The 25,994-nt window shown below is 28.5% G+C and carries 29 protein-coding genes; 8 read left to right on the plus strand and 21 right to left on the minus strand.

What is annotated here, in order from left to right; genetic code table 11:
* The first annotated feature begins 33 nt into the window (after positions 1-33).
* Complete coding sequence (locus tag EBB51_RS13685) at positions 34-201, plus strand: hypothetical protein (RefSeq protein ID WP_190285257.1); 168 nt, start codon at positions 34-36, stop codon at positions 199-201.
* A 75-nt stretch (positions 202-276) separates the two neighbouring features.
* Here the strand turns inward: EBB51_RS13685 and EBB51_RS09220 are convergent, their stop codons facing one another.
* The 4 genes from EBB51_RS09220 to EBB51_RS09235 form a co-directional block, all read right to left on the minus strand.
* A complete protein-coding gene (locus EBB51_RS09220; protein WP_123054202.1) occupies positions 277-693 on the minus strand; it encodes a CBS domain-containing protein in 417 nt (138 codons plus the stop codon).
* 63 nt (positions 694-756) lie between these two features.
* Entirely contained in the window at positions 757-945 is a 189-nt protein-coding gene (locus EBB51_RS09225) for a hypothetical protein (protein ID WP_123054203.1), read from the minus strand.
* A gap of 144 nt (positions 946-1,089) precedes the next feature.
* Entirely contained in the window at positions 1,090-1,485 is a 396-nt protein-coding gene (locus EBB51_RS09230; RefSeq protein ID WP_123054204.1) for an HNH endonuclease, read from the minus strand.
* A gap of 79 nt (positions 1,486-1,564) precedes the next feature.
* Entirely contained in the window at positions 1,565-2,272 is a 708-nt protein-coding gene (locus EBB51_RS09235) for a lysophospholipid acyltransferase family protein (RefSeq protein ID WP_123054205.1), read from the minus strand.
* Between the two features lie 341 nt (positions 2,273-2,613).
* On the opposite strand from EBB51_RS09235, the gene cls (EBB51_RS09240) reads away from it, so the two are divergent.
* On the plus strand, positions 2,614-4,050 hold the full coding sequence (cls, locus tag EBB51_RS09240; protein WP_190285258.1) for a cardiolipin synthase: 1,437 nt from the start codon (positions 2,614-2,616) through the stop codon (positions 4,048-4,050).
* A gap of 55 nt (positions 4,051-4,105) precedes the next feature.
* Here the strand turns inward: cls (EBB51_RS09240) and EBB51_RS09245 are convergent, their stop codons facing one another.
* The 3 genes from EBB51_RS09245 to EBB51_RS09255 all read right to left on the minus strand — a co-directional run bounded on the left by EBB51_RS09245 (position 4,106) and on the right by EBB51_RS09255 (position 9,261).
* Positions 4,106-6,109, minus strand: a complete 2,004-nt coding sequence (locus EBB51_RS09245; RefSeq protein WP_123054207.1) for a fructose-1,6-bisphosphatase — start codon at positions 6,107-6,109, stop codon at positions 4,106-4,108.
* A gap of 282 nt (positions 6,110-6,391) precedes the next feature.
* Positions 6,392-7,744: a hypothetical protein gene (locus EBB51_RS09250; protein ID WP_123054208.1), complete on the minus strand. Its 1,353-nt coding sequence runs from the start codon at positions 7,742-7,744 to the stop codon at positions 6,392-6,394.
* 29 nt (positions 7,745-7,773) lie between these two features.
* Positions 7,774-9,261 carry a hypothetical protein gene (locus EBB51_RS09255; RefSeq protein ID WP_123054209.1) on the minus strand — a complete coding sequence of 496 codons (1,488 nt, stop codon included), beginning with the start codon at positions 9,259-9,261 and terminating at the stop codon, positions 7,774-7,776.
* A 178-nt stretch (positions 9,262-9,439) separates the two neighbouring features.
* On the opposite strand from EBB51_RS09255, the gene EBB51_RS09260 reads away from it, so the two are divergent.
* On the plus strand, positions 9,440-10,300 hold the full coding sequence (locus EBB51_RS09260; protein ID WP_243103820.1) for a hypothetical protein: 861 nt from the start codon (positions 9,440-9,442) through the stop codon (positions 10,298-10,300).
* A 99-nt stretch (positions 10,301-10,399) separates the two neighbouring features.
* Positions 10,400-11,023 (plus strand): DUF4489 domain-containing protein, encoded by a 624-nt coding sequence (locus EBB51_RS09265; RefSeq protein ID WP_123054210.1) that lies wholly within the window; start codon positions 10,400-10,402, stop codon positions 11,021-11,023.
* Between the two features lie 288 nt (positions 11,024-11,311).
* Here EBB51_RS09265 and EBB51_RS09270 read toward each other — a convergent pair whose 3' ends face one another.
* The 4 genes from EBB51_RS09270 to EBB51_RS09285 all read right to left on the minus strand — a co-directional run bounded on the left by EBB51_RS09270 (position 11,312) and on the right by EBB51_RS09285 (position 14,400).
* On the minus strand, positions 11,312-12,469 hold the full coding sequence (locus EBB51_RS09270; RefSeq protein ID WP_123054211.1) for an aminotransferase class V-fold PLP-dependent enzyme: 1,158 nt from the start codon (positions 12,467-12,469) through the stop codon (positions 11,312-11,314).
* A gap of 86 nt (positions 12,470-12,555) precedes the next feature.
* Positions 12,556-13,236 (minus strand): L,D-transpeptidase family protein, encoded by a 681-nt coding sequence (locus tag EBB51_RS09275; RefSeq protein ID WP_123054212.1) that lies wholly within the window; start codon positions 13,234-13,236, stop codon positions 12,556-12,558.
* 23 nt (positions 13,237-13,259) lie between these two features.
* Complete coding sequence (locus EBB51_RS09280; RefSeq protein WP_123054213.1) at positions 13,260-13,703, minus strand: hypothetical protein; 444 nt, start codon at positions 13,701-13,703, stop codon at positions 13,260-13,262.
* A gap of 106 nt (positions 13,704-13,809) precedes the next feature.
* Positions 13,810-14,400 (minus strand): HDIG domain-containing metalloprotein, encoded by a 591-nt coding sequence (locus tag EBB51_RS09285; RefSeq protein WP_243103822.1) that lies wholly within the window; start codon positions 14,398-14,400, stop codon positions 13,810-13,812.
* A gap of 295 nt (positions 14,401-14,695) precedes the next feature.
* Here EBB51_RS09285 and EBB51_RS09290 point away from each other — a divergent pair, with 295 nt between their 5' ends.
* Positions 14,696-16,750: an SH3 domain-containing protein gene (locus EBB51_RS09290; RefSeq protein ID WP_123054214.1), complete on the plus strand. Its 2,055-nt coding sequence runs from the start codon at positions 14,696-14,698 to the stop codon at positions 16,748-16,750.
* 86 nt (positions 16,751-16,836) lie between these two features.
* On the opposite strand, the gene EBB51_RS09295 is transcribed toward EBB51_RS09290, so the two are convergent.
* The 4 genes from EBB51_RS09295 to EBB51_RS09310 form a co-directional block, all read right to left on the minus strand.
* Positions 16,837-17,967 carry a DUF1648 domain-containing protein gene (locus EBB51_RS09295; protein ID WP_123054215.1) on the minus strand — a complete coding sequence of 377 codons (1,131 nt, stop codon included), beginning with the start codon at positions 17,965-17,967 and terminating at the stop codon, positions 16,837-16,839.
* Positions 17,957-18,352: a GntR family transcriptional regulator gene (locus EBB51_RS09300; protein ID WP_123055033.1), complete on the minus strand. Its 396-nt coding sequence runs from the start codon at positions 18,350-18,352 to the stop codon at positions 17,957-17,959. Before EBB51_RS09300 ends, EBB51_RS09295 begins: the two co-directional genes overlap by 11 nt.
* A 159-nt stretch (positions 18,353-18,511) precedes the next feature.
* Entirely contained in the window at positions 18,512-18,868 is a 357-nt protein-coding gene (locus EBB51_RS09305; RefSeq protein WP_123054216.1) for an SdpI family protein, read from the minus strand.
* Positions 18,869-18,984: 116 nt separating this feature from the next.
* Complete coding sequence (locus EBB51_RS09310; protein ID WP_123054217.1) at positions 18,985-19,728, minus strand: SDR family oxidoreductase; 744 nt, start codon at positions 19,726-19,728, stop codon at positions 18,985-18,987.
* Between the two features lie 240 nt (positions 19,729-19,968).
* Between EBB51_RS09310 and EBB51_RS09315 the strand changes: the two genes are divergently transcribed.
* The 3 genes from EBB51_RS09315 to cls (EBB51_RS09325) all read left to right on the plus strand — a co-directional run bounded on the left by EBB51_RS09315 (position 19,969) and on the right by cls (EBB51_RS09325) (position 22,484).
* On the plus strand, positions 19,969-20,274 hold the full coding sequence (locus EBB51_RS09315) for a hypothetical protein (RefSeq protein ID WP_123054218.1): 306 nt from the start codon (positions 19,969-19,971) through the stop codon (positions 20,272-20,274).
* A gap of 238 nt (positions 20,275-20,512) precedes the next feature.
* The gene (locus EBB51_RS09320; protein WP_123054219.1) at positions 20,513-20,899 is read left to right on the plus strand and encodes a hypothetical protein; all 387 of its coding nucleotides are present in this window, start codon (positions 20,513-20,515) and stop codon (positions 20,897-20,899) included.
* Between the two features lie 61 nt (positions 20,900-20,960).
* The gene (cls, locus tag EBB51_RS09325; protein WP_123054220.1) at positions 20,961-22,484 is read left to right on the plus strand and encodes a cardiolipin synthase; all 1,524 of its coding nucleotides are present in this window, start codon (positions 20,961-20,963) and stop codon (positions 22,482-22,484) included.
* A 67-nt stretch (positions 22,485-22,551) separates the two neighbouring features.
* Here cls (EBB51_RS09325) and EBB51_RS09330 read toward each other — a convergent pair whose 3' ends face one another.
* From EBB51_RS09330 to trmB, 6 genes are all read right to left on the minus strand, one after another.
* The gene (locus EBB51_RS09330) at positions 22,552-23,106 is read right to left on the minus strand and encodes a GNAT family N-acetyltransferase (RefSeq protein WP_123054221.1); all 555 of its coding nucleotides are present in this window, start codon (positions 23,104-23,106) and stop codon (positions 22,552-22,554) included.
* Between the two features lie 177 nt (positions 23,107-23,283).
* Positions 23,284-23,664, minus strand: coding sequence for a hypothetical protein (locus EBB51_RS09335; RefSeq protein WP_243103824.1), 381 nt, complete (start codon positions 23,662-23,664; stop codon positions 23,284-23,286).
* Positions 23,665-23,682: 18 nt separating this feature from the next.
* Complete coding sequence (locus EBB51_RS09340) at positions 23,683-23,877, minus strand: helix-turn-helix transcriptional regulator (protein WP_123054222.1); 195 nt, start codon at positions 23,875-23,877, stop codon at positions 23,683-23,685.
* Complete coding sequence (locus tag EBB51_RS09345; protein WP_123054223.1) at positions 23,867-24,082, minus strand: hypothetical protein; 216 nt, start codon at positions 24,080-24,082, stop codon at positions 23,867-23,869. Before EBB51_RS09345 ends, EBB51_RS09340 begins: the two co-directional genes overlap by 11 nt.
* A 367-nt stretch (positions 24,083-24,449) precedes the next feature.
* Positions 24,450-24,641 (minus strand): hypothetical protein, encoded by a 192-nt coding sequence (locus EBB51_RS09350; protein ID WP_123054224.1) that lies wholly within the window; start codon positions 24,639-24,641, stop codon positions 24,450-24,452.
* Positions 24,642-25,344: 703 nt separating this feature from the next.
* Positions 25,345-25,989: a tRNA (guanosine(46)-N7)-methyltransferase TrmB gene (trmB, locus tag EBB51_RS09355; RefSeq protein ID WP_123054225.1), complete on the minus strand. Its 645-nt coding sequence runs from the start codon at positions 25,987-25,989 to the stop codon at positions 25,345-25,347.
* Between the last annotated feature and the right edge of the window lie 5 nt (positions 25,990-25,994).

Below are 25,994 nucleotides of genomic sequence, written 5' to 3' on the forward strand. Positions count from 1 at the left end.
TAAAATTAGAAACTTTTAAGAGGTGATAAAGTCATGCAAAATAAAAAACCTGATAACCAAGATGATAAGACTAAATCAATGTTAAGTCACAGCGATGAAAGTAGAAATTCAGAGACTGGTTATTTAAAACGTGGTAATCCTGCAGTTATACATGCTAAAGCAAGAGCCATGCGCAATAACAGCAATGATTCATTTGAGTAAATAAAGGCAAAGTTAGTATTCCAAGTTCAACTGCTTGAAATACTAACCCTGCCTTATATCGAAAAATCCACACAATTATATCATAGAATTCTCGACAAGCAGCTTATAACAATAATTAATTATCTCGCTTCTCTTAATTATTCCTATAAATATATCATTATCATCTACAACAGGAACAAAATTTTGATTTACTGCTAGAGATATAAGATTTTCTATATCTTCATTAATGTGAACAGGTTTATTCCTTATATTCTTAATTATATCCTTGAGATAAATTTTACTCGTATCCTTAAAATTAAATTCCTGTGTATCCTTTATTTTCCAGAGCAGATCACCTTCCGTCAGAGTTCCTGCATACTTTCCCCTATCATCTATAATTGGGACAGCAGTATATCCACTTCGCTCCATTTTTTCAAGAGCTTGTCTCATGGTGTTGTCTATACAAACATGCACAACATCTTCCTTTGGTGTTAGAAAAAAAGCTATGTTCATAACTTCCCCCTTCTTATTGCAAGTATCATATTATATGATATTTTTTATTAAAATATTACTTTATTAATCTGTTTTATCAGAATATTCATGTTCAACATACTGCATTTTTTTAAGCATATTTTCTATATTAGTTACTTCTTCACCAGATATTTCAGTATCCCCTCTATATATTGATTCTAATGATATCTTAAGCCCCATAATAATACTCCTAATCTCTTCTATACTAAAAAGCATTAACAAATTTTCTTTCATTATTGTCACGGCTCCTTTCATTAAAAATACTTTATGAAGATATATTAGATATATATACAGTACTCGATTTTGAAGAAAATGACAAGTGAGTTCATAAAACATTCACTTGTCATTCACATTACACAACTTAAACTTCGTATTTTATCAAAAGTTTGCTATAAAATCACAGTAGTCTTCTAACATATCTTTAGTATACAGTTTTCTACCCATAAGCCTATATATTATATCTAACCTTCTATAACCTTCTTTATATAATTTATATTCTTTTAATAACCTTTTTAGCATACCTTTATTTATTTTAAGCAGCGTGACTAGTTCATCTATGGTATAAAATTCTTTTGATAAAATTTTTTCTAATTTCTCTTGCATTTCTAACTTATATTTTAAATCTAACTGTCTATTTTTATGAGGACCATTTTTACCTCTATGATGTTCAGAACAAAGATACTTAAAATTAATTGGAAAATCAATTCCACCTTGACTTCTATAGACTATATGATGTTTGTCAGCTTGCTTGCCGCAGACTTCACACTTAAACAACTTTTCCCCTCCCACTATAAAAATCAATTCTACACTTTTATTATATCATAGGTTTAGAAATATTTCGCATTTTTTTATATTACATATTTTTTATTATAGAATTTCTAATTATATTTGATAAATCCTTCTTTTCTTCTTTTGAAATACTTTGCGTATCAATTGGTTTTAGTATTTTGACACTAACATCTGCAGGCTTAATTTTCCATCCATTAGCTTCTAAAACTTTATATGTACCATTTATTGCTACTGGTACTACAAGTGAATTTGACTTCAATGCAAGTTTCATACTTCCCTTTTTAAACTCACCAACTTGATCTCCCTTACTTCTAGTTCCTTCAGGGAAAATGCACATATTATAACCATTTTTTAAATTTTCTACTCCTTCATTTATTGACTTAACAGATTCCCTAATGTTTGATCTATCTATAAATACACAATGAATTTCTTTCATCCAGCCGCTTATTATCTTAGCTTTAAGCAGTTCCTTTTTAGCTATGAATCCAGATGATCTATTAACTGCAGTAAGTAAAACTGGTATATCAAGAAGTCCTTGATGATTTGCTACAAGCAAGCAGCTTTTGTGAGGTAAATTTTCAATTCCATCAACATTAAGTTTTATTCCAGCTTTCCTAACAGTAAAATTAGCCCATTTTAGGAGACAATATTCACTTAACCTTTCAGCTTCTTCTATTCTCCCGCTTTTTCTCAATCGATCTATTTTAAATTTTTTTGGCCCATAAACTGCTATAAATAAAATAAATTCTAAATATAAAAAAAATGATTTCATAATATCACTCCTATGCTTTTATAACAAAACACACCACATATAAGTGCTGCATTTTAGTTATCACAATTTCATTTGTTTTTATTATTTTTTATTGTCTTCACAAGTACAACTACTAAAAATATAAGTAATATCGAAAATATAGGTGTCGCAGAATAATATATTATCTTGTCAAAATCCATAAAACTAATCCCCTTTATAAAAAATCAAATTAATGCAATAATATATTTTATAACATAAAGTAACTTTATTTAAATATAATATACTTCCATAAATATACTTACATAATTATTTATATTATATATTCAAATCAAAATAAAAACAACTTTATTGTATGTTTGGTGGTGAATAATAAATTGAGATATGCATTGTACTGGATATTCTTAATAAATGCCTTTGTTTCAATAATAGTTATAATATTAGAGAGGAAAAATCCTGAAAAAACTATTGCTTGGTTATTAGTTTTTATCGCACTTCCACCAATCGGATTGTTTCTATACATTTTCCTCGGTAGAAACTGGAAGAAACATAAACTTCACGATGAAACAAACATAAACATACAAGAACTAGTTTATGAAGCCATGCGCGGTATACATGACTATGGATATTCATCATTAATTGAATTACTTTCAAGAAATAGTGAATCCCCCCTTTTTAGGGATAACAGCATAAAGATATTTAAAGATGGAAATGGAAAATTTAAATCTTTAAAAAAAGAACTTCTAAAAGCAAAGCATCATATTCACCTGGAATATTATATCGTAAAAAGTGATGGAGTAGGTAACGAACTAAAAGACATACTAATAAAGAAAGCACAAGAAGGAGTTAAAATTAGATTCATACTAGATAAGGTTGGCTGTATAGGAATAAAAAAGAGCTACATAAGAGAACTTAAAGATGCTGGAGTTGATATAGTATATTATTCTTACTTTCTAGCACCACTTTTAAGACACATAAATACTCAAATAAATTATAGAAATCACAGAAAAATAGCAATAATTGATGGAAAAGTAGGCTTCGTAGGCGGAATAAATATAGGTGATGAATACATTGGCAAAAGCAAATATGGATATTGGCGGGATACTCACATAATGGTAAAAGGTGACTTCGTATATGGATTGCAGGCAGTATTTTTAGATGACTTCGCCGCTATTAAAGAAGCAAATAAAGAACTTTTTTATTATGATGATAACTTTGAAGAATTTTTTCCTCAGTACGGCAGCTATGATGGTAAACTAATGCAGCTTATAAAAAGCGGTCCTAACTCAGAGTTTCCTGCAATCGAGCAGGCAGTTTTGAAAATGATAAGTACTGCAAAAAGACATGTTTACATCACTACTCCATATTTTATACCTACTGAAAGCATATCCAATGCCTTAAAAATAGCAGCTTTAAGCGGAGTAGATGTAATAATACTTTTCCCAGCTAGATATGACCACATACTTGTACACTGTGCTTCTGTAACTTATCTTGAGGATCTCGTTAGAAATGGTGTCAAACTTTATTTTTACGACAGGAATTCATTTATACATGCAAAAACTACATCTATAGATGGAGACCTTTGTACAATAGGCACTGCAAACATGGATATAAGAAGCTATGAGTTAAATTATGAAATAAATGCTGTAATTTACGATGAAGCCGCAACAGAAGAACTTGAAAATTTATTTTTTGAAGACTTGAAAAAGAGTAAAAGAATTTCTGTTGAATACTTTGACAATCTTCCACTTCATATAAAAGTCTTTGAAGCTTTTTGCAGGATATTTTCATCACTAATGTAGTTTTTAGCTTGTTAAGCAATAATATTATTACCTAGCAAGCTGTACTACAATAATATTAAAAAATGTTTGATGAATTTTCTTCTTTTATAAATCCTTTTCTATATGCTATAAGCAGCTTTTCCAAATTTGTAATTTGTTCTTTTAATTCTTGTCCTATATCTGTATCTGCAACCTTTTTTCTCTTAACTGAATGCTCAAGTATTATAGTTGACGAAAGTATATCTTTGTTATCTTTTATAGCATCTTGTATAGCTGCAAATGGTTTATGTGAAGTTAAAAGTAATCCATATGAATTATATATCAAAGTATACCCTGCTATTCCAGTTTGAGGCTGATATGCCTTGCAAAACCCTCCATCTATCACAAGTAAACGTCCATTTGCTTTTATAGGACTTTCTCCTTCTTTAGTTTTTACTGGAATATGTCCATTTATTATATGAGATTCATCAGGATTTAAATTAAATTCACTTAAAATCTCTTTACATATGGTTTCATTATCCCTATATTTATAATAATAATTTTTTTCTTCATAATGTGTTTCCTCATCATCTATAAAATATCTTTCAAACGTTGTCATTCTCTTTTTACTAAATTCAGGTGAATCTGGTCCGCACCATAAGTACCACATCATATCCATGCCATATCTCTTTACATTTATATCATCTTTAAAGAAATAAGAATCTCTTGCAACTCTATCAAACCTATCTAGTAAACTTCTTCCACTATATTTTATATTTCCTATTTTTACTTCTTTAAAGCTGCCATCTTTATTTAATGGAATGCAGCCGTGATACAGAAGATTTGAATTATATACTAAATACATTCCGCCCTTACTATACAAAAATTTAATATGTTTTTGCAGCTTTTCACTGTTTAAAAATGAATTAGTTAATTTTTCAACTAATTCATTTTCTCTGTCAGTCAATTTGTAAGGATCCTTAAAATCAACTGTTGGAAAATTTGTATCATTTAACTTATATGTTTTGCCATATAAGTTTATCTCACCTTTTTCAATATTTATTTTATCTAAAAGAAGTCTGTCGTTCATTTCAAACTCAGGTCTTCTTTTTATAATATTACCTTCAATTTTAAATTGAATAATAGCTATAGCCTTATGCATTTTTGCAAATAGAGATAATTCTCCTTGACTTATATCTTTATCTATAGTCTTTGGGATAAAATTATTACATGGATCGTCACCATAAAACTCCATAGCAAATGTGGCTAGCGGCAATAAATTAATTCCATATCCATCTTCAATAATTCTTAAATTAGCATACCTAAGCGAAATTCTCAGTACATTTGCAGCACATGCTTCGCAGCCAGAGGCAGCACCCATCCACAATATATCATGATTACCCCATTGAATATCAACTGAATGATGCTTCATAAGTGCATCCATTATTATATCTGCGCCGGGACCTCTATCATATATATCGCCTATTATATGAAGCCTGTCTACTGCTAACCTTTGTATAACATTTGATATAGCTACGATAAATTCATCTGCTCTATCTATATCTATAATAGCCTCTATGATACCATTATAATAATCTTGTTTATCTATTTTGTCCCCCTGCTCGTGCAATAATTCTTCAATTACATATGCAAAATCTTGAGGAAGAGCTTTTCTAACTTTTGATCTAGTATACTTTGAACTTACATTTTTACACATCTCTATAAGTTGATGCAATGCTACCTTATACCAATCCTTCATATTACTTTCAGTTTTTTTAATTAACTCCAGCTTTTGTTCAGGGTAATAAATTAAAGTTGCAAGAGCTGATTTTTGTTGTTCTACAAGTGAATTTCCAAATACATCATCTATTTTTCTCTTTATGACACCAGAGGCATTTTTGAGCATATGTGTAAACGATTCATATTCACCGTGAATATCACTTATAAAATGTTCTGTTCCCTTTGGCAAGTTCAAAATAGCTTGTAGATTTATTATCTCAGTACTTGCACTTGATATAGTAGGATATTGTTTTGACAATAGTTTAAGATATCTTAAATCTTCCTCTATTACCTTCAAATTATTTTCGTCGTAGAAAATCATATCGTTTTCTCCTTCTAAAATTAATTAATATTGTAATGAGCTGCACTTTATTTGTTATTAGTATATCATATATTATGACATTAACATAGCACATTAATTTATAATTAAACAATTTATATTTTTTCTCTTAATCTATAATTACCATACCTTCTACTAAACCTTAAACATTTCTATATGTATCATATATATATTAAATTATATTCATTCTAACACATACAAATAAAAATTTGGGGAAAAATAAAAAGTTTAGCAAAGCTTTTATTTACACATAACTTTGTTATTTTAACTTCCCCAAAACCACTTTTTAAATGAATTTTTTGTTTTTTTATCATTATTATCTTCTACTAATTTGTTAGATAATTGCCTTTTACTTTCAGCATCTTTATTATTTAAACTATCAAGTTGTTTTTCTAACTTTAACTTTTTTATATTTTCAACTTTAAGTTTATTTCGTAAGTAATCTACTTCATCTCTTAATTCTTCATACTTTTTTATAAGTTCTCTATTATTTTTGACTTCTTTTTTCAATTGGTATTTTACATTATTTATTTCTTCCTTTTCATATTTAATACTGTTATATAATTTATCGGGACTAACCTTTGTTACATCAAATTTATCTTCAATATAAGTTAATATAACTTCTCTTGCCATTACAGCTGTACTATATTTTTTTTCTGAATTTAATATTTGAGTATTACTGCTCTGCAGCTTTTGTTCTCTATCTGAAATTGCTATATCATAAGGAATGTCATCCTCTTCTTCAAAATATATGGTTGCTTTAATTTTATTGATTTCCATATCAATTTTGTCGATTGCTCCTTTTCCCTCAAAGTTTTTACTAGTTACAAGAACTGCTTTTTCATCATATGATATACATAATCTTTGAGGATTTTCAAATGTAGTTTTTATTGTTGTAACTACTTCACCTGTTAAAATATTTAAAACTTCAATTCTATTTAATTTTGAATTGATTACATACAATAATTTGTTATATATTTTTAAGTCCTTAACTATAGAACCTTTTTTTAATTTAATATATGATCTATTTCCACTCTTTAAATGCAGTATGGTTATATTTCCACTGTCTTTTTTCAAGTTAGCTGATTTGTTTCCTATATATATATCATCTTTATTCACACAAATACAATACGGATTAATTCCAACTTCTCTGTACTGTGAAATAAGTTTTAAATCTTCTGTATCATACACTTTTAGCTTATTTTCTAAAATATCTAAAACAAACAATCTCTTATTTTTCATGTCAATTTTTAAAGAATTTATTGCAGTAAATCCGCCTATATATCCTTTCTTCTCTCCACTTTCAAGATCATATACAAATATCTCTTCAACATTAGATACATATATTATATTTTTATTTGGATCTATTTGCGCTATACCATTATTTTGCATATTCCACACCCTGCTGGGACTGCATAAATCAGTAAACATCTCAACTTTATTATCTCTATCACTTACAATGTACAAATTATTTTTTGAATCAATTATTACATTTTCAGGTATTAATCCAGTGTCAATTTCTTTTATAATATTAAAACTGCCGCCGTCGATTACTGACAGAGTTTTTTTACCCAAATGTGATACATAATATATTTTATTGTTATTTCTTAATGTCATTTACTTATTTTCATCCTTTCAAAATATTCCTATATATCATCTGATTTTTTCCTTAAAAAATGGGCAAATATTGATTCATTTCTCTCAAGTTCAAGTTGTTTCTTGATTTCTTCATTTTCATGATTTAACTTTTCTATTTGAATTTTAAGTGCAGAATTTTCTTTTATGAGTGATTCATTTTGATCTTGAAGTTCTTCATTATTGCCTTGTTCTTCCTCCAACTGTTTTTTTATACCTTTGAGCTGATTTTCCACTTTACCCTTTACTTCAGTAAGTATATTACAATTTTCATCTGCTTTACTTTTTTGTTCAAATGCCCTATTTAGTTTTTTTTCATATTCCTCTATAAATCCTTGTTTTTTCTGTAATTGTACTTGAAGCAAATTTATCTTTTTTTCAAAAACCTTGTTAGTAGAACTCATTTTAGATATTCGCTCTTTTATTTTTTTTATATTTTCTTTAGATACATGAGGTGTATTTTTATTTTTTAACTCAGGCATCAAGTCAAATATTCTCTTTATCAAATAGTCAAAATTATAAAAATAACTATCTGGTTCGCCTGTGCCATAAATTTGAACTGATTGATACAGACCATCTGTACTATCTTTTGAAATATAATTGTAAACTTGCAAATTTAGCTCAGAGCTAATGTGTATATCTACTGGTTTACACCACTTATTATTATCATATACTGAACATCTTATTTTATTTTCTTGTATAAAACAAACATAGATATTATTGCCTCTATAAAAAATAATAGGTTCTACAATTTCATCTTGACTCTCAAAAACTTTGTAGTTTTTTATTTTATTATCAAAATCAATCCATACATGTTCAAGCGTATATATTGAATTTTCCTTAAGTTTATTTAATATGTGTATTCCTGCATCAGTCATTAAAACCTTAAAAGATATATTTTCACCTTTTAACCCATATAATCTAATAGGAGAAGTCCAAAAATTATTTTCATAACTCAAATAATTTAATGATACTTCATCCCCAGCATCTGTTACAAAAAACAAATCAATAGATCCTGTAATTCCCACTTTTATCTCATAGTATTTATCTGAAACTTTTGGCAGGATAATATCATAAAGATCGTTAAATTTCGTTTCTTTTCCATTCCATATACAATGTATTAATGTTCCGTGATCTCTTCCATTATCTTCACAAAGCAAATAAAATATATGCATATTTTCACCTATGATTTCAACTTTTAAATCAGATATTATGATATCATCACTTTTAGTACTGTAAAGTATCTTACCCATCCACTTACCTGCGTTAATAGTACAATATCCAAGCTTTCCTTTTAAATTAGAATATACAATATGAACTTTTTCATATACATCAACATATACATAAAAGTCATTTACTGACTTGCAAATAATTTTTTCCTTAGTCCATTTTCCTTCATTATACATAATCTTATAAACTAATTCTCTATTTTGATTCAAATAATATTTCCATGTATTATTACTAGAATCTGTATATATCCAAGGATATTCATTTTTCACTGCACACTCCCCCCTTATAAAATTATATTTTTTTTAATAAAGTTTATACCTTAATTTTAAATTAATGCATTTATTTAAATTACTTGGAGATATCACCATCTTAATCTTTCAGCATATTATGTAATGTAAGTATTTAGATATTTTTCGTATAGTTTATTCTTTAAAAGGAGGAAGATTTATGTCTATCAATTTTGAAAAGTTTGTGCCAAGACCAGGTCTTGTAAATAAACAAGGACGTCTGCCTGATCCTTCAGAATTAGTTTGTATCGAAGTACCTAAAGTATTTGATCAATGTCTAATTAAAAGATGTCTTTTTTACCATGATGGTCCTGACACAAACTCAACAGATTGTGAATTAAGAAGTAATTCACTAGCTAATCCAAAGATGTATATGGGATGCAGAGATTTCAAAGTTAAACTTGTGTCCGTAGATAAAATTCCACTTAAAGATAAATCCGGATTTAAAAAGCTAATTATATCTTACATCATTTCGTTTTATGCAGATTATATAGATTGTAATGCAGTAAATAAAAGTGAATTCTTTGAAATTAATAGAACAGATGTGATAGGAAAATTTTATTGTCCTGACTCTGTATCTCAAGTTTCAAATACTCATGTACACTTTGAAAATTCAAAAGAAGATGAAGATAATCTAATAAAACTTGTAATGGTTGCTGAAGCATTACAAGGTACGCTAACTAAAGATTGCAGCGGATGTGATGTTCTAGATATTACATTAGGCTACTATATTGTTGTAAAATCTGAACTCGTTGTTCAACTTCTCATACCATCTTATAGTTACTGTTCTTTGCCTAAGGAACCATGCCCTACTGAGCCTGAAGAAGATGTATGTGAAAAGTTTAATAAATCACCTGCACCTAAATTTTATCCTGATCAAAATCTAGAACCGCTGTTCGATGATTCTAATTCAGATGATTGTGACAATAACTACAATACTAGTGATGATACAATTTGCAACTATACTATTGAAAGCAACAATACAAATTATAAATATAATAATCAAAATGAAGATATGTGAAATGCTCTCTCACAATTTCATATATAACTCATATAATATATTAGCACAGATACCAAAGATGTTTAAGTAATTTGCTTAAGTTAAAAAGGAGGATTATTTATGAATTCACTTTCAAATAATAATAATAATAATGGAAATTGCTATGATCATTGTCCGCAGCCACAACCGCCTTGTGATCCTTGTCATGATCACCATAAACAGTACTTTAATCCTTGTCCGCCAAAGTATGTTGAATGTCCTGAAAATGTTGACTTACATCCATTACCAGGATCAGCACTTTTAGAAAAAGGTATTGGAAATAATCCAGTTGTTAATCATGCAAGCGTAATTGGTATTCCACTTTCACCTACAAATCCTTTAGTTGTAGCACAAGTAACTATAGATCCAACTTGCCTCTGTTTTCCAACTATAAAAGTTGAATTTTCAAGTTTATTACAACTTACTGGACTTGCTATTACAGATTCATTAACTATTCAATTGAATAGGATTATTGGTACTTCAGGTGTTAAAGAAACTCTACAAACCTTCACTATAAACTTTTCACTTTTACTATCTGGAACTTTACCATTTAGCTTTGTATTTGGAGATGTAAGTGCAAATTCCAAACCAAGGACTTATTCAGTAGAGGTAACTGGTGCTTCTGCTTTAGCTGCTCTTGCTTCAATTCAGTTTAATAATGTAGATATACTGGCACTTGCAGTTGGTGGTTTAAGGGAATGTTAATTAGATAAAAAGACCTCATAAAGGGGTCTTTTTTTATTACTTAATTTGGAATTTACGATCAAGTAAAAAAAATATACTCATTAAAAATAACGAGCATATTTTCTTATACTTAATTATAAGAATGATGGCTATTTAAATTTACTTTCGTTCGTTTCACATTTACTATTATACACATTTTTATTTACTGTATCAATATGTATTTTTGCAATTTACAATTATTTTTTTAAAATAAATTAGTACAGATATAAATTCTGTACTAATCCTTAATAATACTATAAAATATGTATTTTAAAATTTTTTATAACAACTTGATATATCTTTTAAGGCTTCCACAATCTTATCAATGTCTTCTTTTTTGTTAAAATATCCTATACCAATTCTAACTGCCCCTTTTTCCTGTGTGCCCATGAGTTTATGAGCTGTTGGAGCACAATGTATACCTACTCTAACCATAATGTCATATTTTCTATCTAGCTCAAATGCTATTTCTTCAGCTGGAATATCTGATAGATTAAATGATATTACTCCTACTATCTTTTTATAATCTCTAGGTCCGTAAATTTCTATCCCATCTACTTCGCTAATTTTTTGGATAGCATATTTTATAAGAGATTCTTCTTTTTTTCTTATATTTTCTATACCCTTTGAATAAATAAAATTTAAAGCTTCTCCTAATCCTACTATACCAACTACATTAGGAGTTCCAGCTTCATATTTATTTGGAAAGTAATCAGGTTGATATGGATAACTTGAATCTCCTCCTGTTCCACCTGATTTTGAAGGAATTATGTTTGCATCACAGTTCATTAAAAACCCGCCTGTACCAGTTGGTCCAAGTAAACTTTTATGACCTGTAAAGGCAAGAATACCTATATTGTCCTTAACAACATCTATTGGATAAGCTCCGGCTGTTTGTGCTGCATCTACAAGGAAAACTATGTTATGCCTTTTAGCTATCTCACCTATTTCCCTTATTGGTTGAATAGTGCCAAGCACATTAGAAGCATGTACGAATACTATTAATTTAGTATTTGGTTTTATGAGTTTTTCAACATCTGAAGCTTTAGTAATTCCATCATGAGTACAAGGTACTGTAGATATTTCTATGTTTCTATCTCTTTCTAATGTCTTTAATGGTCTCCATACTGCATTATGTTCTACACTGCTTGTTATGACATGGTCTCCTTCCTTTAAAAAACCATTTATAACCATATTAAGGGCATCAGTTATATTGCTAGTAAATATAACTTTTGCTGGGTCTTTACCATTAAATAATTTACATACCATACTGCGTGCATTATAAAGCAGTCTATCTGCTTCAATTGCAGTTTTATAAGCTCCTCTTCCTGCTGTAGCTCCTATATCTTTCATATATGACATCATCTTTTGAATTACTGCATCCGGCTTAGGATAAGAGGTAGCTGCGTTATCCAAATATATTCCCATTTTAATTCCTCCTAGATATTAAATCATTACTTATTTTCAATAAACATTATATCATATAATAATGCACTCAATTATATATAGATAAACTACTCATATATATCTACAGGAGTATTTAGTGTTACATATTTTTTCAAAATATTTATATCATCATTAGATAACATAACACTTCCACACGTTAAGTTATGATTATCCTTACCACCGTGAATTCCTACATCTCCACCTAAAGCTGTATTCCACGGCGGCTGCTTTTTTTCATCTATTGCACTTTTTATTCTATCAAATGTCTGTTTATCTATAGTTCCTTGTTCCAATCCCTTTTTAGCATCTTGTATGTTAGGATAACTTATTCCAATAAAATAAGTATGCTTTGTCTTGTTGGTTTTATAACATATATAATAATTTCCTTCAGGAGTTTTATTATCTCCCTGCATTTCTTTTTTTCCATCTATTGAACTTCCTAAACTTATATCAAATCTTCCTATTAGCTTTTTATCTGCGTATAGTTCAAGTATCTTTTTCTTCTTATATACCTTTATTGAAGTTTTTTCTGGAATTTTTCCCGGCTTATTAAAAAATATCTTTTTATTATCCATGTCATCATTTTTATAATTATGATTTTCATTTGATGAATTTGCATTACTATTTACCGGCGAACTAACAGCCCTATTTTTTATATACCCTCCTATTGATACAGTTGAAACAGTACCAATTAAGAGTATTCCAAATGCTAAAAATATCACAGGGAAAAACTTATAAATTTTCACCATACCACCTCAGTTTTTAATAAATTCTACGTGCCTATTATAGATTTTATCCACTTTATAAGACCCTCGCTTTTTCCTCCAAAGGATCTATATTGATTATACATATTATCGTACTGTTTTACTTTTTCATTATAAGAGTCAACTGCTTGTTTATAATTTTTAACTTCATCATTGTACTGTATAATCAAACTATTTTTTTTATCTGTATCATAAGAATTACTTAATGAATTTATTTCCTTTTTCAAGTTTTGGATCTTATCATTTTGTTTTGCGAGGTTGGTATTCATATCTTTTATAGATTTTTTATCTTTTTGTAAAGATTCATTCATATCTTTAAGCATCTGTTTGTTTCGCAGCTGTTCACCACTTTTTAAGTCTACTAGTCCAGCAATAAAAACCAATAAAAAAACTATAGTTATCATACAAGTCTCAAATAAAAATGATTTTAGTAACGACTTTAGTTTGTTCACAACAATCCCTCTCCTACTTCAAAGCCTCTTATCGTTGAAGTGTATATTCGCAGACATAAATCAACTTCTATTTACCATATGATAATTATAATCCTTTTATTACCTCTTATTTGGTTACATATAAATTATTATCACAAAGTTCGCATTTATTTATGAACTCTTCTATTTTATGTTCTTCTTCTCGTATTTTCTCACTTGTCATATCTCCCCTACCCAGTCTATCACAAAGAGACAGCAGTGCTATTTCCCTATAATCAACTTCTCTCATCATTTGTTTTAAGTTACCAAATGGAAGTTTCTTTGAAGTAAAAAGTGTTTGCATATGCCATCTAACCAAGAGAGATACATCTTTAACAAACTGTTTTTCACAATTAAACTCACTTAAGAATTCAATGCAGAGTTTTTCCCCTTTTATATCATGATCATAGGAAGTTATCCTTCCATTTTTTAGCTTTGTAGCAGGAGCCTTTCCTAAATCATGGAGAAGTGCTGCCCACATAAATACCTTTACATCATTACTCAAATTTTTACGTTTAGCTGCTTCATCAATAACAAGCATAGTATGATTCCATACACTGCCTTCAGAATGATACTTAGGCGATTGAGGTGTACTTATTAAATCCCTAAGCATTGTAAGTGGATAAACATAATCATATATTTCATTTTTTATAGAAAAATTAAAATATAAAGAAGGCATCTTATCCTCCATTAAATGCAAATTAAATTCCTTAAAAATTTCATTTAACTTTTTTATAATTGCATCATCCTTCCATCTCAATTTATAATAATACTTTAAATTTATTTTTCCCAAGTTAAATTTTAATATAACTTATTATTAAAGTATAGTATTGTTAGTATTTATGTAACATTTATACAATTATGGTATACACTTCATAAAAATTTTATCTTAAAGTATTAATAACTTTTCATTATATACGATAATAGGGATATATTGTGTATTACTGCTTTTTTTGAGGGGGGAAAATATTATAATGAATAAATCAAAACAAATGATATTTGCATTTTTTATATCGACAGCAATTATGAGTAGTAGAAATTTGTTACATACTAACCAGGTACTTGCTGAAAGTATTTTACCTAATATTCAAAGTAATGCCTATAACAGTTCAAATATTTTCACAAAATGTGGATATAAAGGACAATGCACATGGTTTGCATACGGCAGAGTTCTAGAAAAACTTTCAATAGCACTTCCATCGGAATTCTACGGAAATGCTGTAGATTGGTGGTATGCTAATGCAAGGGATAAAGTATACCCTTATGGCTATGAACCTAAGGCCAATTCAATAGTAGTTTGGGGCGGTGGAAAATACGGATATGGTCATGTAGGTTTTGTAGAAAAAGTAGAGGGAGATACTGTCTATCTTAATGAAGGTAACTTCAGCGTAAGAGGTTCATATGATGGCAATGTAAAAACTTTATCTAAAGAAGCTATGAAAAATAGAGGCAACTTATTCTTAAAAGGATACATATATTTATCTCAAGGAAGTAGTTCTCAAGGCGGCTCTAATTCATCAGATTCTACACAAAATCCAAGTAGTGGACAACCTGTTATAAAAACCGGTACTGTAAACTTATCCAATTCTAATTCATGTTTAAATGTTAGAAACAGTGCATCAACATCTTCAAGTGTCATTGGTTCCCTTGCCAAAGGAGCAAATGTTAGCATAGTTTCTGAATCAAACAATTGGTATAAAATTAAGTATAATTCATCTTATGGATATGTGAGTTCTAAATATGTAAATTCTGGATCATCTAGTCAAAATGATTCGTCATCTAATAATGCAACAAACGAAACAGTTATAGGCAGCGGTACTGTAAATGTATCTAATTTAAGCTCATACTTAAACGTTAGAAATAGTGCATCAACATCTTCAAGCATTATTGGTTCTCTTTCCAAAGGAGCTAACGTAAGCATAGTTGCTGAATTAAATGGTTGGTATAAAATTAAGTATAATTCATCTTACGGATATGTAAGTTCTAAATATATAGGTACAAATTCAAATTCAAGTGATAATACAAATTCTTCAGTATCAAATACACCAAATACTTCTGGAAAAGTTGGATTTGTTAATACTAGCAGCAAATCTTCATATTTAAATTTAAGAAGTAATCCTGGAGGCAGTATAATAGGTTCTTTACCTTATGGAGCAAAACTTCAAATACTTGGAACGTCCGGCAGCTGGTATAAAGTAAACTACAATGGTAAAATTGGATATGTTTCTGGAAGTTATGTTAAATTATCTTCTAATGAAGCTAACAATACTTCATCAGTAAAATCAGATCAAAACGCTTTAACCAATAAAATAAAATCAGTTAAATTAAATGATTCTTCTGCCACATTGAATTTAAGAAATAGTCCGTGGACAGGACGAATATTAACTCAAATTCCAAATGGGGGTAAAGTTGAGGTTTTATCAACTAATGGACGTTGGTATAAAGTAAAATATGAATCATACGTTGGATATATCCACTGTGATTATATAGATGTAAACCCTGGTTCGAATAACGATAATAATTCAAATAATACCAAAAACAATACAGACAGCAGTAATTCAAATAATATAAATACTGGCAGCCAAGATACAAAAAACAATGGTGCAATTACTATGAGTTATTTAAATATAAATCAGGATAAATTGAAACAATTTTTAAAACAAAATAATTCGCTGTTAGCAAGTGAGCCCTATTTCTCAAGTATAATTTCTACTGCAAGCCAGTATAATTTAAATCCATTAATACTTTTTGCAATAGCTGGTTCAGAGCAAAGTTTTGTTCCAAGCAATACTCTAGATGCTTCTAAGATAGCTAACAATCCTTTTAATGTACACGGAAGTTGGCAGCAGTATAATACTAATATAAGTGATTCTTCTGGAATAGCAGCTAGAACGGTTATAAACCTTTCAAAGGGTATGCCCCAGGATTCAAACTTATTTTCCTACATAGGACCTAAGTATGCTGAAGATAGCAATTGGGGAAATAAAACTTACAGTATCTTCAAGCAATTGAGTTCAATTGCACTATAAAAAAACAGAGGACAATGTCCTATGTCCTCTGTCCTCTCAAATATATCTCGGAGTGTAAGTTAAGCTGCAATCTAGGAACCATATAATTAGCTTGTTATTATTGGTAACAGTACTATAAGAAGTATGAATACTGCGAGTATTATTATGCTTTCTTTTCTTCCAAAGTTCATAGTCCATCCTATTCCAAATCTCTTTTCTACAAATAGAGCTGGATCATCTTTATTTACATAAATTGTATTACCAAGTTTCCAGTACTTATCATCATCTATATTTGAAACCTTTGAATCACCTTTTGAACCGTTATTAAAGTCTATCCTGCTTCCACCTTGACCTATCTTTATAGATACATATACACTAAATATTACCATCACGATTGCTATTACAATTGGAATTATAGAAGATATTTTAGGATTTAGCTTAATTACTTGAAATATAGTCAAATTTCCAAAAGTAAATAGTAAATTCATTACTATACAAGATACAACCATAAATTTGGACCATGTATGTCTAAATATTTTATCCCTTTTTTGTGACTCTTCTGGATTTGAAGGATTTATCTGCTGCTTAGACCATGCTATTATTTTATATGAAAAAAACATTATTGCAGTCATAAAAATTTGTGCTGCAGGCATCGCCCATATTACCTTATATGATTTATCCATCCACCCATTTGGATTACCAGAAAAATCAAAATGAGTTGGAACTCTATATGGTAAACTGCTGTAGTATTTAAATCCTATGGCTATGTTCACAATTATTATAGCAATACATAGTAAAAACCACAGCGGAGATACTAATATTTTACTTCTATTATTTGTTGAAAAATTTGTATCTATTACAACCATTGACTTTTTACCATTAAACCACTTATTTTGACTTTTTATAAATTTAACTTTTTTATTACTCATATAGTAAACAAAAAATGTAATTGTAAGGTACACGAATATGCTTAAAGTTCCTATCATATAAACATACTCTGGTAATATATAAACAAAACAAATCATTAAAGCCATGAATAAAATAAATGTTATAATATTGTTTTTAGCATAATCCTTATATATAGCTTTTAATTCATCATTATCAATTTTATCTTCTGGTATTCTAACTCCAAAGTATATATCCTTCCTTGCAAGTTTTGGTGTTAAAACTTGAAAAATAAATATTATAAATATATTAAAACTCATAAATAAAATGAATATAAACTGATCATTTTTCATGTTTTATACCTCCAGAATACATTTCAAATAATTTATTGCATTGTTTTAAAAAATCTTCTTTATCTACACCTCTACAAATTGCTTCTGCTATAGTATACTGCATTTCTTCTTTTAAACCTTTCAAGTAATCTTTAGAAGGTTTCTTAGACAATTTGCTTATTACAGCCCCTTTTCTTCTGTCTATTGTCACAAATCCATCTGCTTTGAGTAAATTATAAGTTTTATTTACAGTATGCATATTTATACCTATGTCTTCAGCCATTTGACGAACAGATGGAAGGCTGTCATTTTCTTTAAGATCTCCCATAGCTATACCATATATTATTTGTCTTTTAAGTTGAATGTAAATAGGCGTATCTGATTCAAAGTCTAACTTTAATAACATATCGTCACCTTCATCATATGATATATTTGTTATACACATAATATAACAAGTATAAATAACTGTCAACATATTTAAATAATAAAATAAGAGGTTATATTCAAGACAATTCATTAATTATCTTAGAATATAACCTCTTACCTTTAATATTCATCATTTTTTTCAATTTATTTTATTAATTCTCACACCATCATCATTAAATATTTTTTTTAAATGTTTTTCTGTTGTAAATACAGTGCACATAAGCACTGGGATAAATGCTATTAGTGGAACCCAAAATCCCTTACTTCCAATTACCGCGTACGATATTCTTCCTATAATTATTAGAATTATTCCTGCTATAATGTACTGATTTGTTGAATATCTATTTCCCTCATCCCATGTATCTTGATTTTGTGTTGAAAGAACCGTACGATATCCATACCATGAGTTGATCTTTTTAGGTCTCACAATTTTAGGTATTAAGCCAAACGCTAAAGTTACAAATCCAAATACAAGTGAATACACCATAACATACATTCCCTTCCCTTCAATACTAATATAAAATTATAATTTATTTTTGAATTTTATAGCCAACCTATCTAATAGTCCTTGTTTTTCATGTCCACCTTCAAGATAAACCACAAAAACTATATTTAAAATATTCCGCCATCTACTCTAATTACTTGACCTGTTATATATTTAGAACTATCTTTGCTCAAAAATAAAACAGTGTTTGCAATATCTTCCCCAGTACCAAACTTGCCAATTGGTATCTCATCTTCTAATTCATATCTCTCGTTTTCAGTAAGCCACTTGTTCATATCTGTATCTATAACACCTGGTGCTGCTGCGTTTACTCTTATGTTCGATGGAGCTAACTCCTTTGCCAAAGATTTTGTAAACAAGTTAATAGCTCCTTTAGTTGCAGAATAAACTACTTCACAAGAAGCTCCAATACTCCCCCACATTGAGGATATATTTACTATTGAGCCGCTTTTCTTTGCTATCATATACTTTATTGCATTATGTGAACAATTTATTGTTCCTTTAAGATTTATATCTATCATTTTATTCCAGTCATCTTCGTCCATATCCATAAATAAACCTACATTTGAAACTCCTGCATTATTAATTAATATGTCTATTTTTCCAAAATTATTTATAGCCTGATCAATTAAATTTTTACTTTCTTTATAATTACTGACATCCGCTTTAAATATCATTCCATATGCTCCTATGCTTTTTATAGCACTTAAAGTCTGAACCGCTGCCTCTTTATTTTCTCTATAATTTACTACTACAGAAGCACCTTCTTTAGCAAGGGCAATAGCTATAGCTCTGCCTATTCCCCTAGAAGCACCTGTTACTACAGCCACTTTTCCCATTAAGTTATTCAATTTAAGTTTCCACTCCTTTAAAAATACAAAATGATTTCTTTAATTATAACGATATAATAATTGCTATCATAATTATTATATCACTTAACAGATGAACTTACATACTACTTAGTTCCACTTTTACTGTAATGTTTCCATTGATGACGTGTATCGTTTGGTTGAATTATAGTGTATAATTAAGTAAATGTTGTTTTATGTTATATATAGAAAATATATCAATTGTAAAAAAGGAGGAGATATATGAAGCATAAACATATTAAAATAATATTTATGTGTTTCATCGTTATAATAGTATACATTATATCAGATATTTTTACTCATTCAACAATTGAAAGAACTATAAGAACAGATTTATTTTTTAGAGGATATTTTGTTAAAGCATTTGAAACAGAAATTTCTAAAAGACCAATTCATGACTCTCAATATGGTGATATGTATTTTTGTACAAATCCTGCCATTGGTCCAGATTCATATAGTCTTATTAAAAAACATAAATATTCTAAAAAAATTCAATATTGGTATATTAATAACGCTGGTGGTGGATAAACAACATTAATTAAAGGGTTAAATTCTGTTTTTAGCAAAGTTTAATCCTTATTTTAAATTATAAATAATTTGTTAATTAGTCTTTCTTAATACTGCAAAAATTCAAGTTATGCTATATAATTATCTAAAACTGCAGTGTACTATTACATAAACTTAAATTAAAATAGTGGAAACAATTTATAACTTCTTATTCATCAAAGACTTACTTATACAAAATTAATTTAAGGAGTTGATTATTTTGAAAAACGTTTTAAACAAACTTTCTTATTATTTTAGAGAAAGTTATGGTATTGATAAGCTTTCCACTCACCTATATATTGGTGGATTAATTTTATCACTATTTAAACATACAGCTGCATTAGGATTTGTGTTTTTCATATATGCCACATGGAGATGTCTTTCTAAAAATAAATATAAGAGATATAATGAGTTACAAGCTTATGAAAATTTTATCTTACCAATAGCTAAAAGGTTCAGTAAATTTAAATATTCTATGAATGATCATAAATACTATAAAATATTTAAATGTCCCAATTGTTCACAAAAATTAAGAGTCCCTAAACATAAAGGAAGAATAACCATAACCTGTAATGCTTGCGGCACTTCCTTTAAGAAAAAATCTTAGCACTTTTGATTTATTGTAACTATAATAAAATATAATAGTAATTCAAAAGTAGGTGCTAATATTGAGTGAAAGAAGAATATTTACTTCAGTTTTAAAACTTATAATTTTAATATTTTGGATAGTATTTCAGTTTGTATTTATGGCACTGATTTATAATACATTTCATGTATTTTCTTTATATTACTTTGCCTTCTTCGAGGTTATAAGTATTCTTTGCGTAATTCACTTAAATTACAAAGACGAAAATACATCTTATAAAATTAGCTGGATTCTTTTAATACTGCTGATTCCTGTAGTAGGAGTTATTGTCTACATCTTGGCTAGAATTGGGATAATGTATACTTTGAATAAAATTAATAAAATGAACGTAAATGAAAACATATTTCCCGATGAAGACGAAGAAATGCTTTATTCTTTAAAAAAAGAAAATAAAGTAAGATACAATGAAACAAGACTTATTAAAAATGTCAGTAATTGTGTAACTTACTCAAACACAAAGATTGAATATTTTTCCTCAGGAGAAGATATGTATAAAAGACTCCTTGTAGAATTAAAAAAAGCAAAAAAGTTTATCTTCTTAGAATACTTTATAATTTCGGAAAGTAAAATGTGGGACGAAATTTTTAAAATTTTAAAAGAAAAAGCCAATAGTGGAGTAGAAGTAAGAATTTTAGTAGATTACGTGGGCTCTCTATTTGTTTTTCCAAGTGGTTTAAAAAAATCAGCTAAGTCAAATAATATAAAATTAAAAGTTTTTAATCCTTTTAAAATAATTTTAGATCTTATGTTAAATTACAGGGATCACAGAAAAGTAACAATAATCGATGGAAAAGTTGCCTTTAATGGAGGATTTAATATAGGCGACGAATATATAAATTCATATAAGAAATATGGATATTGGAAAGATATGTCTACATGTTTACAGGGGCAAGCAGTTTACAGCTTTACCGCAATGTTCCTAGAAATGTGGCAATCTATAACCAAAGAAAAAGAAGATTTTGAGAAATATAAAGTTGCAGCCAAGCCAGAAAAAAGTCAAGGTATTGTAGTTCCTTATGACAGCGGCCCTACAAAACGCGATGATATTGCAGAAGATGTGTATTTAAGTATTATAAATAGTGCTAAAGACTATATTTATATCACAACTCCATATTTGATAATAGGCTATGAAATGTTACTTGCTTTATCTCTAGCAGCTAAAAAAGGGGTTGATGTAAGAATAATAACTCCTTTTATTCCAGATAAAAAAGTCATACAGATTTTGACTAGATCTCATTATGATAAATTGCTTGAAGCCGGAGTAAAAATATATGAATATACACCGGGATTTATTCATGGAAAAACATTTCTATCTGATGATGAATGTGCAGTAGTTGGAACTATAAATATGGATTATAGAAGTTTATACTTACATTTTGAATGTGCAACTTATATGTATAATGTTCCCATAATAAAAGATATTCATGAGGATTTTATTAAAACTCTAGAAGTATCACACAGAATAGATAAAGATGTTTGGGAAAAAAGAAGTTTTCTAAAGAAGGTTATTGAATCTATTCTAAGAATGTTTGCTCCACTAGCATAAACAACTATATAAAGCTATGAAATATAATCATGCACGAAGAACGTACCTAGATTTGTGTAAATCAAATCTAGGTACGTTCTCGTGGATTTATTATTCCATACATTACTTCATCACAAATTCCCGTATTATTTCTACCTGCTTTTATTCCTGTTCCTTCATATTTCATTCCACATTTAATCATTACTTTACCCGAATTAGAATTAAGTAAATCATGCTTTGCCTCTATACGATTAGCCCCCACTTCTTGAAAGAAAAATTTTATTAAAGCTTTAAGTGCTTCTGAAGTTATACCTTGATTCCAATATTTGCGTCCAATGCAATAACCTATTTCTACAGCTTCTATATTTTCCCTATAGTTAACTACACCAATACTACCAATCGCTTCTCCTATGCTTTTAAACTCAATGCACCATTGGTAGTTTTTATCACTTGCATAATCTTTTATCCATGTGTCAATTACTTTGCGACTTACTTCTAAATCTTTATGAGTTGGCCAACTTAAAAATTTGGTTACTTCATCATCACTTGCCCAATTTTTATACATATCATCTGTATCTGATAATGTAAATTTTCGTAATATCAATCTTTCCGTTTCTATCTTTACTGTTCCTAAATTTTTCATACGAAACTCCTTTACAATTAAATTACAATTTTATAATGACTCCAAAATCTTAGTTGTCACATCTTTTAAGAAATATAAAAATACAACCTATCTATCGTAAATTTGTAATACATCAACATAATCCTTGTATTATGAACACACAAACACAACTATATTCAAAGAATTATATTAATGTAATCACATCTCTTTATGATATTTAGAGAAGTATACAATGTAAACCATAAAAATAAATACATATGCTGAAATTGTAAGTAAGATCACAAATGAATTTGATTTTAACAAAATATATATAATTGTAATAATACTAAATACTATTCCCATAATATCAAATGCCTTAGCTTTAGCCATATTTTCAATTCTAATATTTCTTTCATCTTCATCTATTTTCTTAGCAAAAAATTTTTGATATATGGAATTAACAACTAAAGATACACACATTGCCATAAGAATTATATACTTAGTTTTCAATGTATATCCACCTATAAAAAATAGACCAATTAACGATCCGAGTAGCATTACCGCTACTATTGCAATAGATATATAATTAGAAACTTTCATTTTATAATATTCCCCCTATTAATCACAAAGTGTAAATAATTCATCTACTGTAGTATTTAATAATTTAGCTAGTTTCATAGCTAACTCTAACGTAGGATTGTATTTATTATTTTCAATAGCATTTATAGTTTGTCTCGTTACATTTAAAGCATTTGCCACATCTTCCTGTCTAAGCCCAAGTTGTTTTCGTAAAACTTTTATGTTATTTTTCATTTCTACCAATCTTCCATTTCAAAAAATATTCAACTGCCATTAAAATAATATTCTGAGTTACTATAAGAAAACTAATTACTTCAAATTCTTTTCCATGAGTGACATTGTATATCATCCAAATTGCCAAAAATATAATAGTATAAGCCCAAGCAAATTTTATCGCCTTTAAGCTAATACTCATTTCCATTTCATCCATTTTCCTCATAATAATTTCGCTCCACTTAAATTTAATATAGGCCTTAAAATGTAAAAAACATCTTACATTTTAATTTTAACAATTAATAAGGGCAAATGTCAATATCTTTTTACATTTTTATATATAATATCAATGAAATGAATAGAAATAAAAATGTCATTAAATACTGCATTATTAATTTATCAAATAATATCTGTACATTCAGATTTGTTGATTTATTCGCCTAAATTTCAAAATCCCCCCTAGTTCTCGCAAACTCGCTTAATCTCTTGATGCCCCTCTCAATAAGCCATAATTTCGGGTAATAAAAAACAGAGTATTTCTACCCTGGTATTTATTGCTTGATCTTTTATATTAAAGTATAGCTTCCTGCTTACTATCCCATCACCATATCCACAAGTTGTTCCTGCGAGCAATGAGCTACCATATCGGGTGCTACTTCAATAGACCAATCAAGTCCTGATTCAGCAACAAGCTTTTCAGAAACCTTTTTATCAAAGCCATAAATTTTCATTATGCCTTCTATTGTTGCTTTAAAAATCATTTCTTTAAATTCAGTCATGTTCATTTACTCACACCTCACTTTATTCTATTAATTATATCCTCATTACATTCTATTTTATTGGTAATCTGTGTCATAGTACCGTCTGCACTATAATTATAAACATTATCTTCACCAATAATTTTTATAGCTTCTTCTACAATTTATGCTGCACTAAAATAAATTCAAACTCACAGCCCCTCATCGGCTAGCTTTAGATTAATTTAATTACATCAATAAAAGCCCACAAAAATATGTATTTCAAGGAACTACCGTCCATAAAACCATCAAATGAGGAAATAATTAAGGATATATAATTCACTTGATTACCAAATATTGTGGCAGATTTGCATATATGATTTATAAGAAAAAACTTAATTCATACGCAGATATATATATGTAAAGTGAAAGCACATTTAAAAAGTTTTTTATGCAAGTCTTAGTGAAGTATTTTAGAAAATTTTAGAAGATTAAATATTGGTTAAAGGTCTAAATGACCTTTAACGAGCGACTTATCAATGGTAATTGATAAGTTAGTCCGACTGAGCTTGCGAGTTTATTTAATCTTCTTAAATTTTCAAAATACAAACTTTAGACTTGCTAAAACTTTTTAACGTGCTGAACTTTACATATATATCTCGGAGTATGAATTAAGTTTGGAATTATAAACCACATATGCCGACCACAATATTTGATACACAGTATATGCAAATTACATACTGCAGTTATTTTACCTGATTACATTCATCTTTGCTATGAGAAACATAGTCTTCATACCAAGACCTGTAAACTTTTCCTCATACTCTGTAAAAACATTTTTATTAAATCCACTGTTATGCAAATCATATGTTAAATACTTTATAGTAAAGTCATTTTCACGAAAATATTCTAATGATTCATTAAAAAGTTCCTCATTATCTGTTTTAAACCATATTTCGCTTGATAATTTTAAAAACTTCCTGTATTTATTTAAAAATACTGTATGAGTGAGTCTTCTATTTTTATGTCTCCTCTTAGGCCATGGATTACAAAAATTTATGTATATCCTGCTCACTTCATTTTTATCAAAAATATCTTCAATATTACCTATATTCATTGGTACTATTCTAGCATTTTCAATTTTAGATTCTTTGAGTTTTTTAAGTGCATATATCAAGACTTCATCTTTTAAATCAATTCCTACGTAGTTTATATCCTTATTATTTTCTGCATTAGTAACTAAGAACTTACCTCTTCCACAGCCGAGTTCTAAATATATATCATTATTGTTTTTAAATTCTTCATGCCACAGTCCCTTTTTTTGAGCAGGATTTATGATAGTTAAATGACTAGCTTCCATCTCCGGTCTAGCCCACCACTTTTTTCTAAGTCTCATATTAT

The sequence above is a fragment of the Clostridium sp. JN-1 genome (assembly GCF_003718715.1).
In the GTDB taxonomy this organism is placed as follows: domain Bacteria; phylum Bacillota; class Clostridia; order Clostridiales; family Clostridiaceae; genus Clostridium_AV.

Bases quoted from the DNA above. Each gene is read 5' to 3' on its own strand.
- EBB51_RS13685 (WP_190285257.1), top strand. From the start codon at position 34: ATGCAAAATAAAAAACCTGATAACCAAGATGATAAGACTAAATCAATG.
- EBB51_RS09220 (WP_123054202.1), bottom strand. From the start codon at position 693: ATGAACATAGCTTTTTTTCTAACACCAAAGGAAGATGTTGTGCATGTT.
- EBB51_RS09225 (WP_123054203.1), bottom strand. From the start codon at position 945: ATGAAAGAAAATTTGTTAATGCTTTTTAGTATAGAAGAGATTAGGAGT.
- EBB51_RS09235 (WP_123054205.1), bottom strand. From the start codon at position 2,272: ATGAAATCATTTTTTTTATATTTAGAATTTATTTTATTTATAGCAGTT.
- EBB51_RS09245 (WP_123054207.1), bottom strand. From the start codon at position 6,109: ATGATTTTCTACGACGAAAATAATTTGAAGGTAATAGAGGAAGATTTA.
- EBB51_RS09250 (WP_123054208.1), bottom strand. From the start codon at position 7,744: ATGACATTAAGAAATAACAATAAAATATATTATGTATCACATTTGGGT.
- EBB51_RS09260 (WP_243103820.1), top strand. From the start codon at position 9,440: ATGTCTATCAATTTTGAAAAGTTTGTGCCAAGACCAGGTCTTGTAAAT.
- EBB51_RS09265 (WP_123054210.1), top strand. From the start codon at position 10,400: ATGAATTCACTTTCAAATAATAATAATAATAATGGAAATTGCTATGAT.
- EBB51_RS09270 (WP_123054211.1), bottom strand. From the start codon at position 12,469: ATGGGAATATATTTGGATAACGCAGCTACCTCTTATCCTAAGCCGGAT.
- EBB51_RS09275 (WP_123054212.1), bottom strand. From the start codon at position 13,236: ATGGTGAAAATTTATAAGTTTTTCCCTGTGATATTTTTAGCATTTGGA.
- EBB51_RS09285 (WP_243103822.1), bottom strand. From the start codon at position 14,400: ATGCCTTCTTTATATTTTAATTTTTCTATAAAAAATGAAATATATGAT.
- EBB51_RS09290 (WP_123054214.1), top strand. From the start codon at position 14,696: ATGAATAAATCAAAACAAATGATATTTGCATTTTTTATATCGACAGCA.
- EBB51_RS09295 (WP_123054215.1), bottom strand. From the start codon at position 17,967: ATGAAAAATGATCAGTTTATATTCATTTTATTTATGAGTTTTAATATA.
- EBB51_RS09300 (WP_123055033.1), bottom strand. From the start codon at position 18,352: ATGTTATTAAAGTTAGACTTTGAATCAGATACGCCTATTTACATTCAA.
- EBB51_RS09305 (WP_123054216.1), bottom strand. From the start codon at position 18,868: ATGTATGTTATGGTGTATTCACTTGTATTTGGATTTGTAACTTTAGCG.
- EBB51_RS09315 (WP_123054218.1), top strand. From the start codon at position 19,969: ATGAAGCATAAACATATTAAAATAATATTTATGTGTTTCATCGTTATA.
- EBB51_RS09330 (WP_123054221.1), bottom strand. From the start codon at position 23,106: ATGAAAAATTTAGGAACAGTAAAGATAGAAACGGAAAGATTGATATTA.
- EBB51_RS09335 (WP_243103824.1), bottom strand. From the start codon at position 23,664: ATGAAAGTTTCTAATTATATATCTATTGCAATAGTAGCGGTAATGCTA.
- EBB51_RS09340 (WP_123054222.1), bottom strand. From the start codon at position 23,877: ATGAAAAATAACATAAAAGTTTTACGAAAACAACTTGGGCTTAGACAG.
- EBB51_RS09345 (WP_123054223.1), bottom strand. From the start codon at position 24,082: ATGAGGAAAATGGATGAAATGGAAATGAGTATTAGCTTAAAGGCGATA.
- EBB51_RS09350 (WP_123054224.1), bottom strand. From the start codon at position 24,641: ATGAACATGACTGAATTTAAAGAAATGATTTTTAAAGCAACAATAGAA.
- trmB (WP_123054225.1), bottom strand. From the start codon at position 25,989: ATGAGACTTAGAAAAAAGTGGTGGGCTAGACCGGAGATGGAAGCTAGT.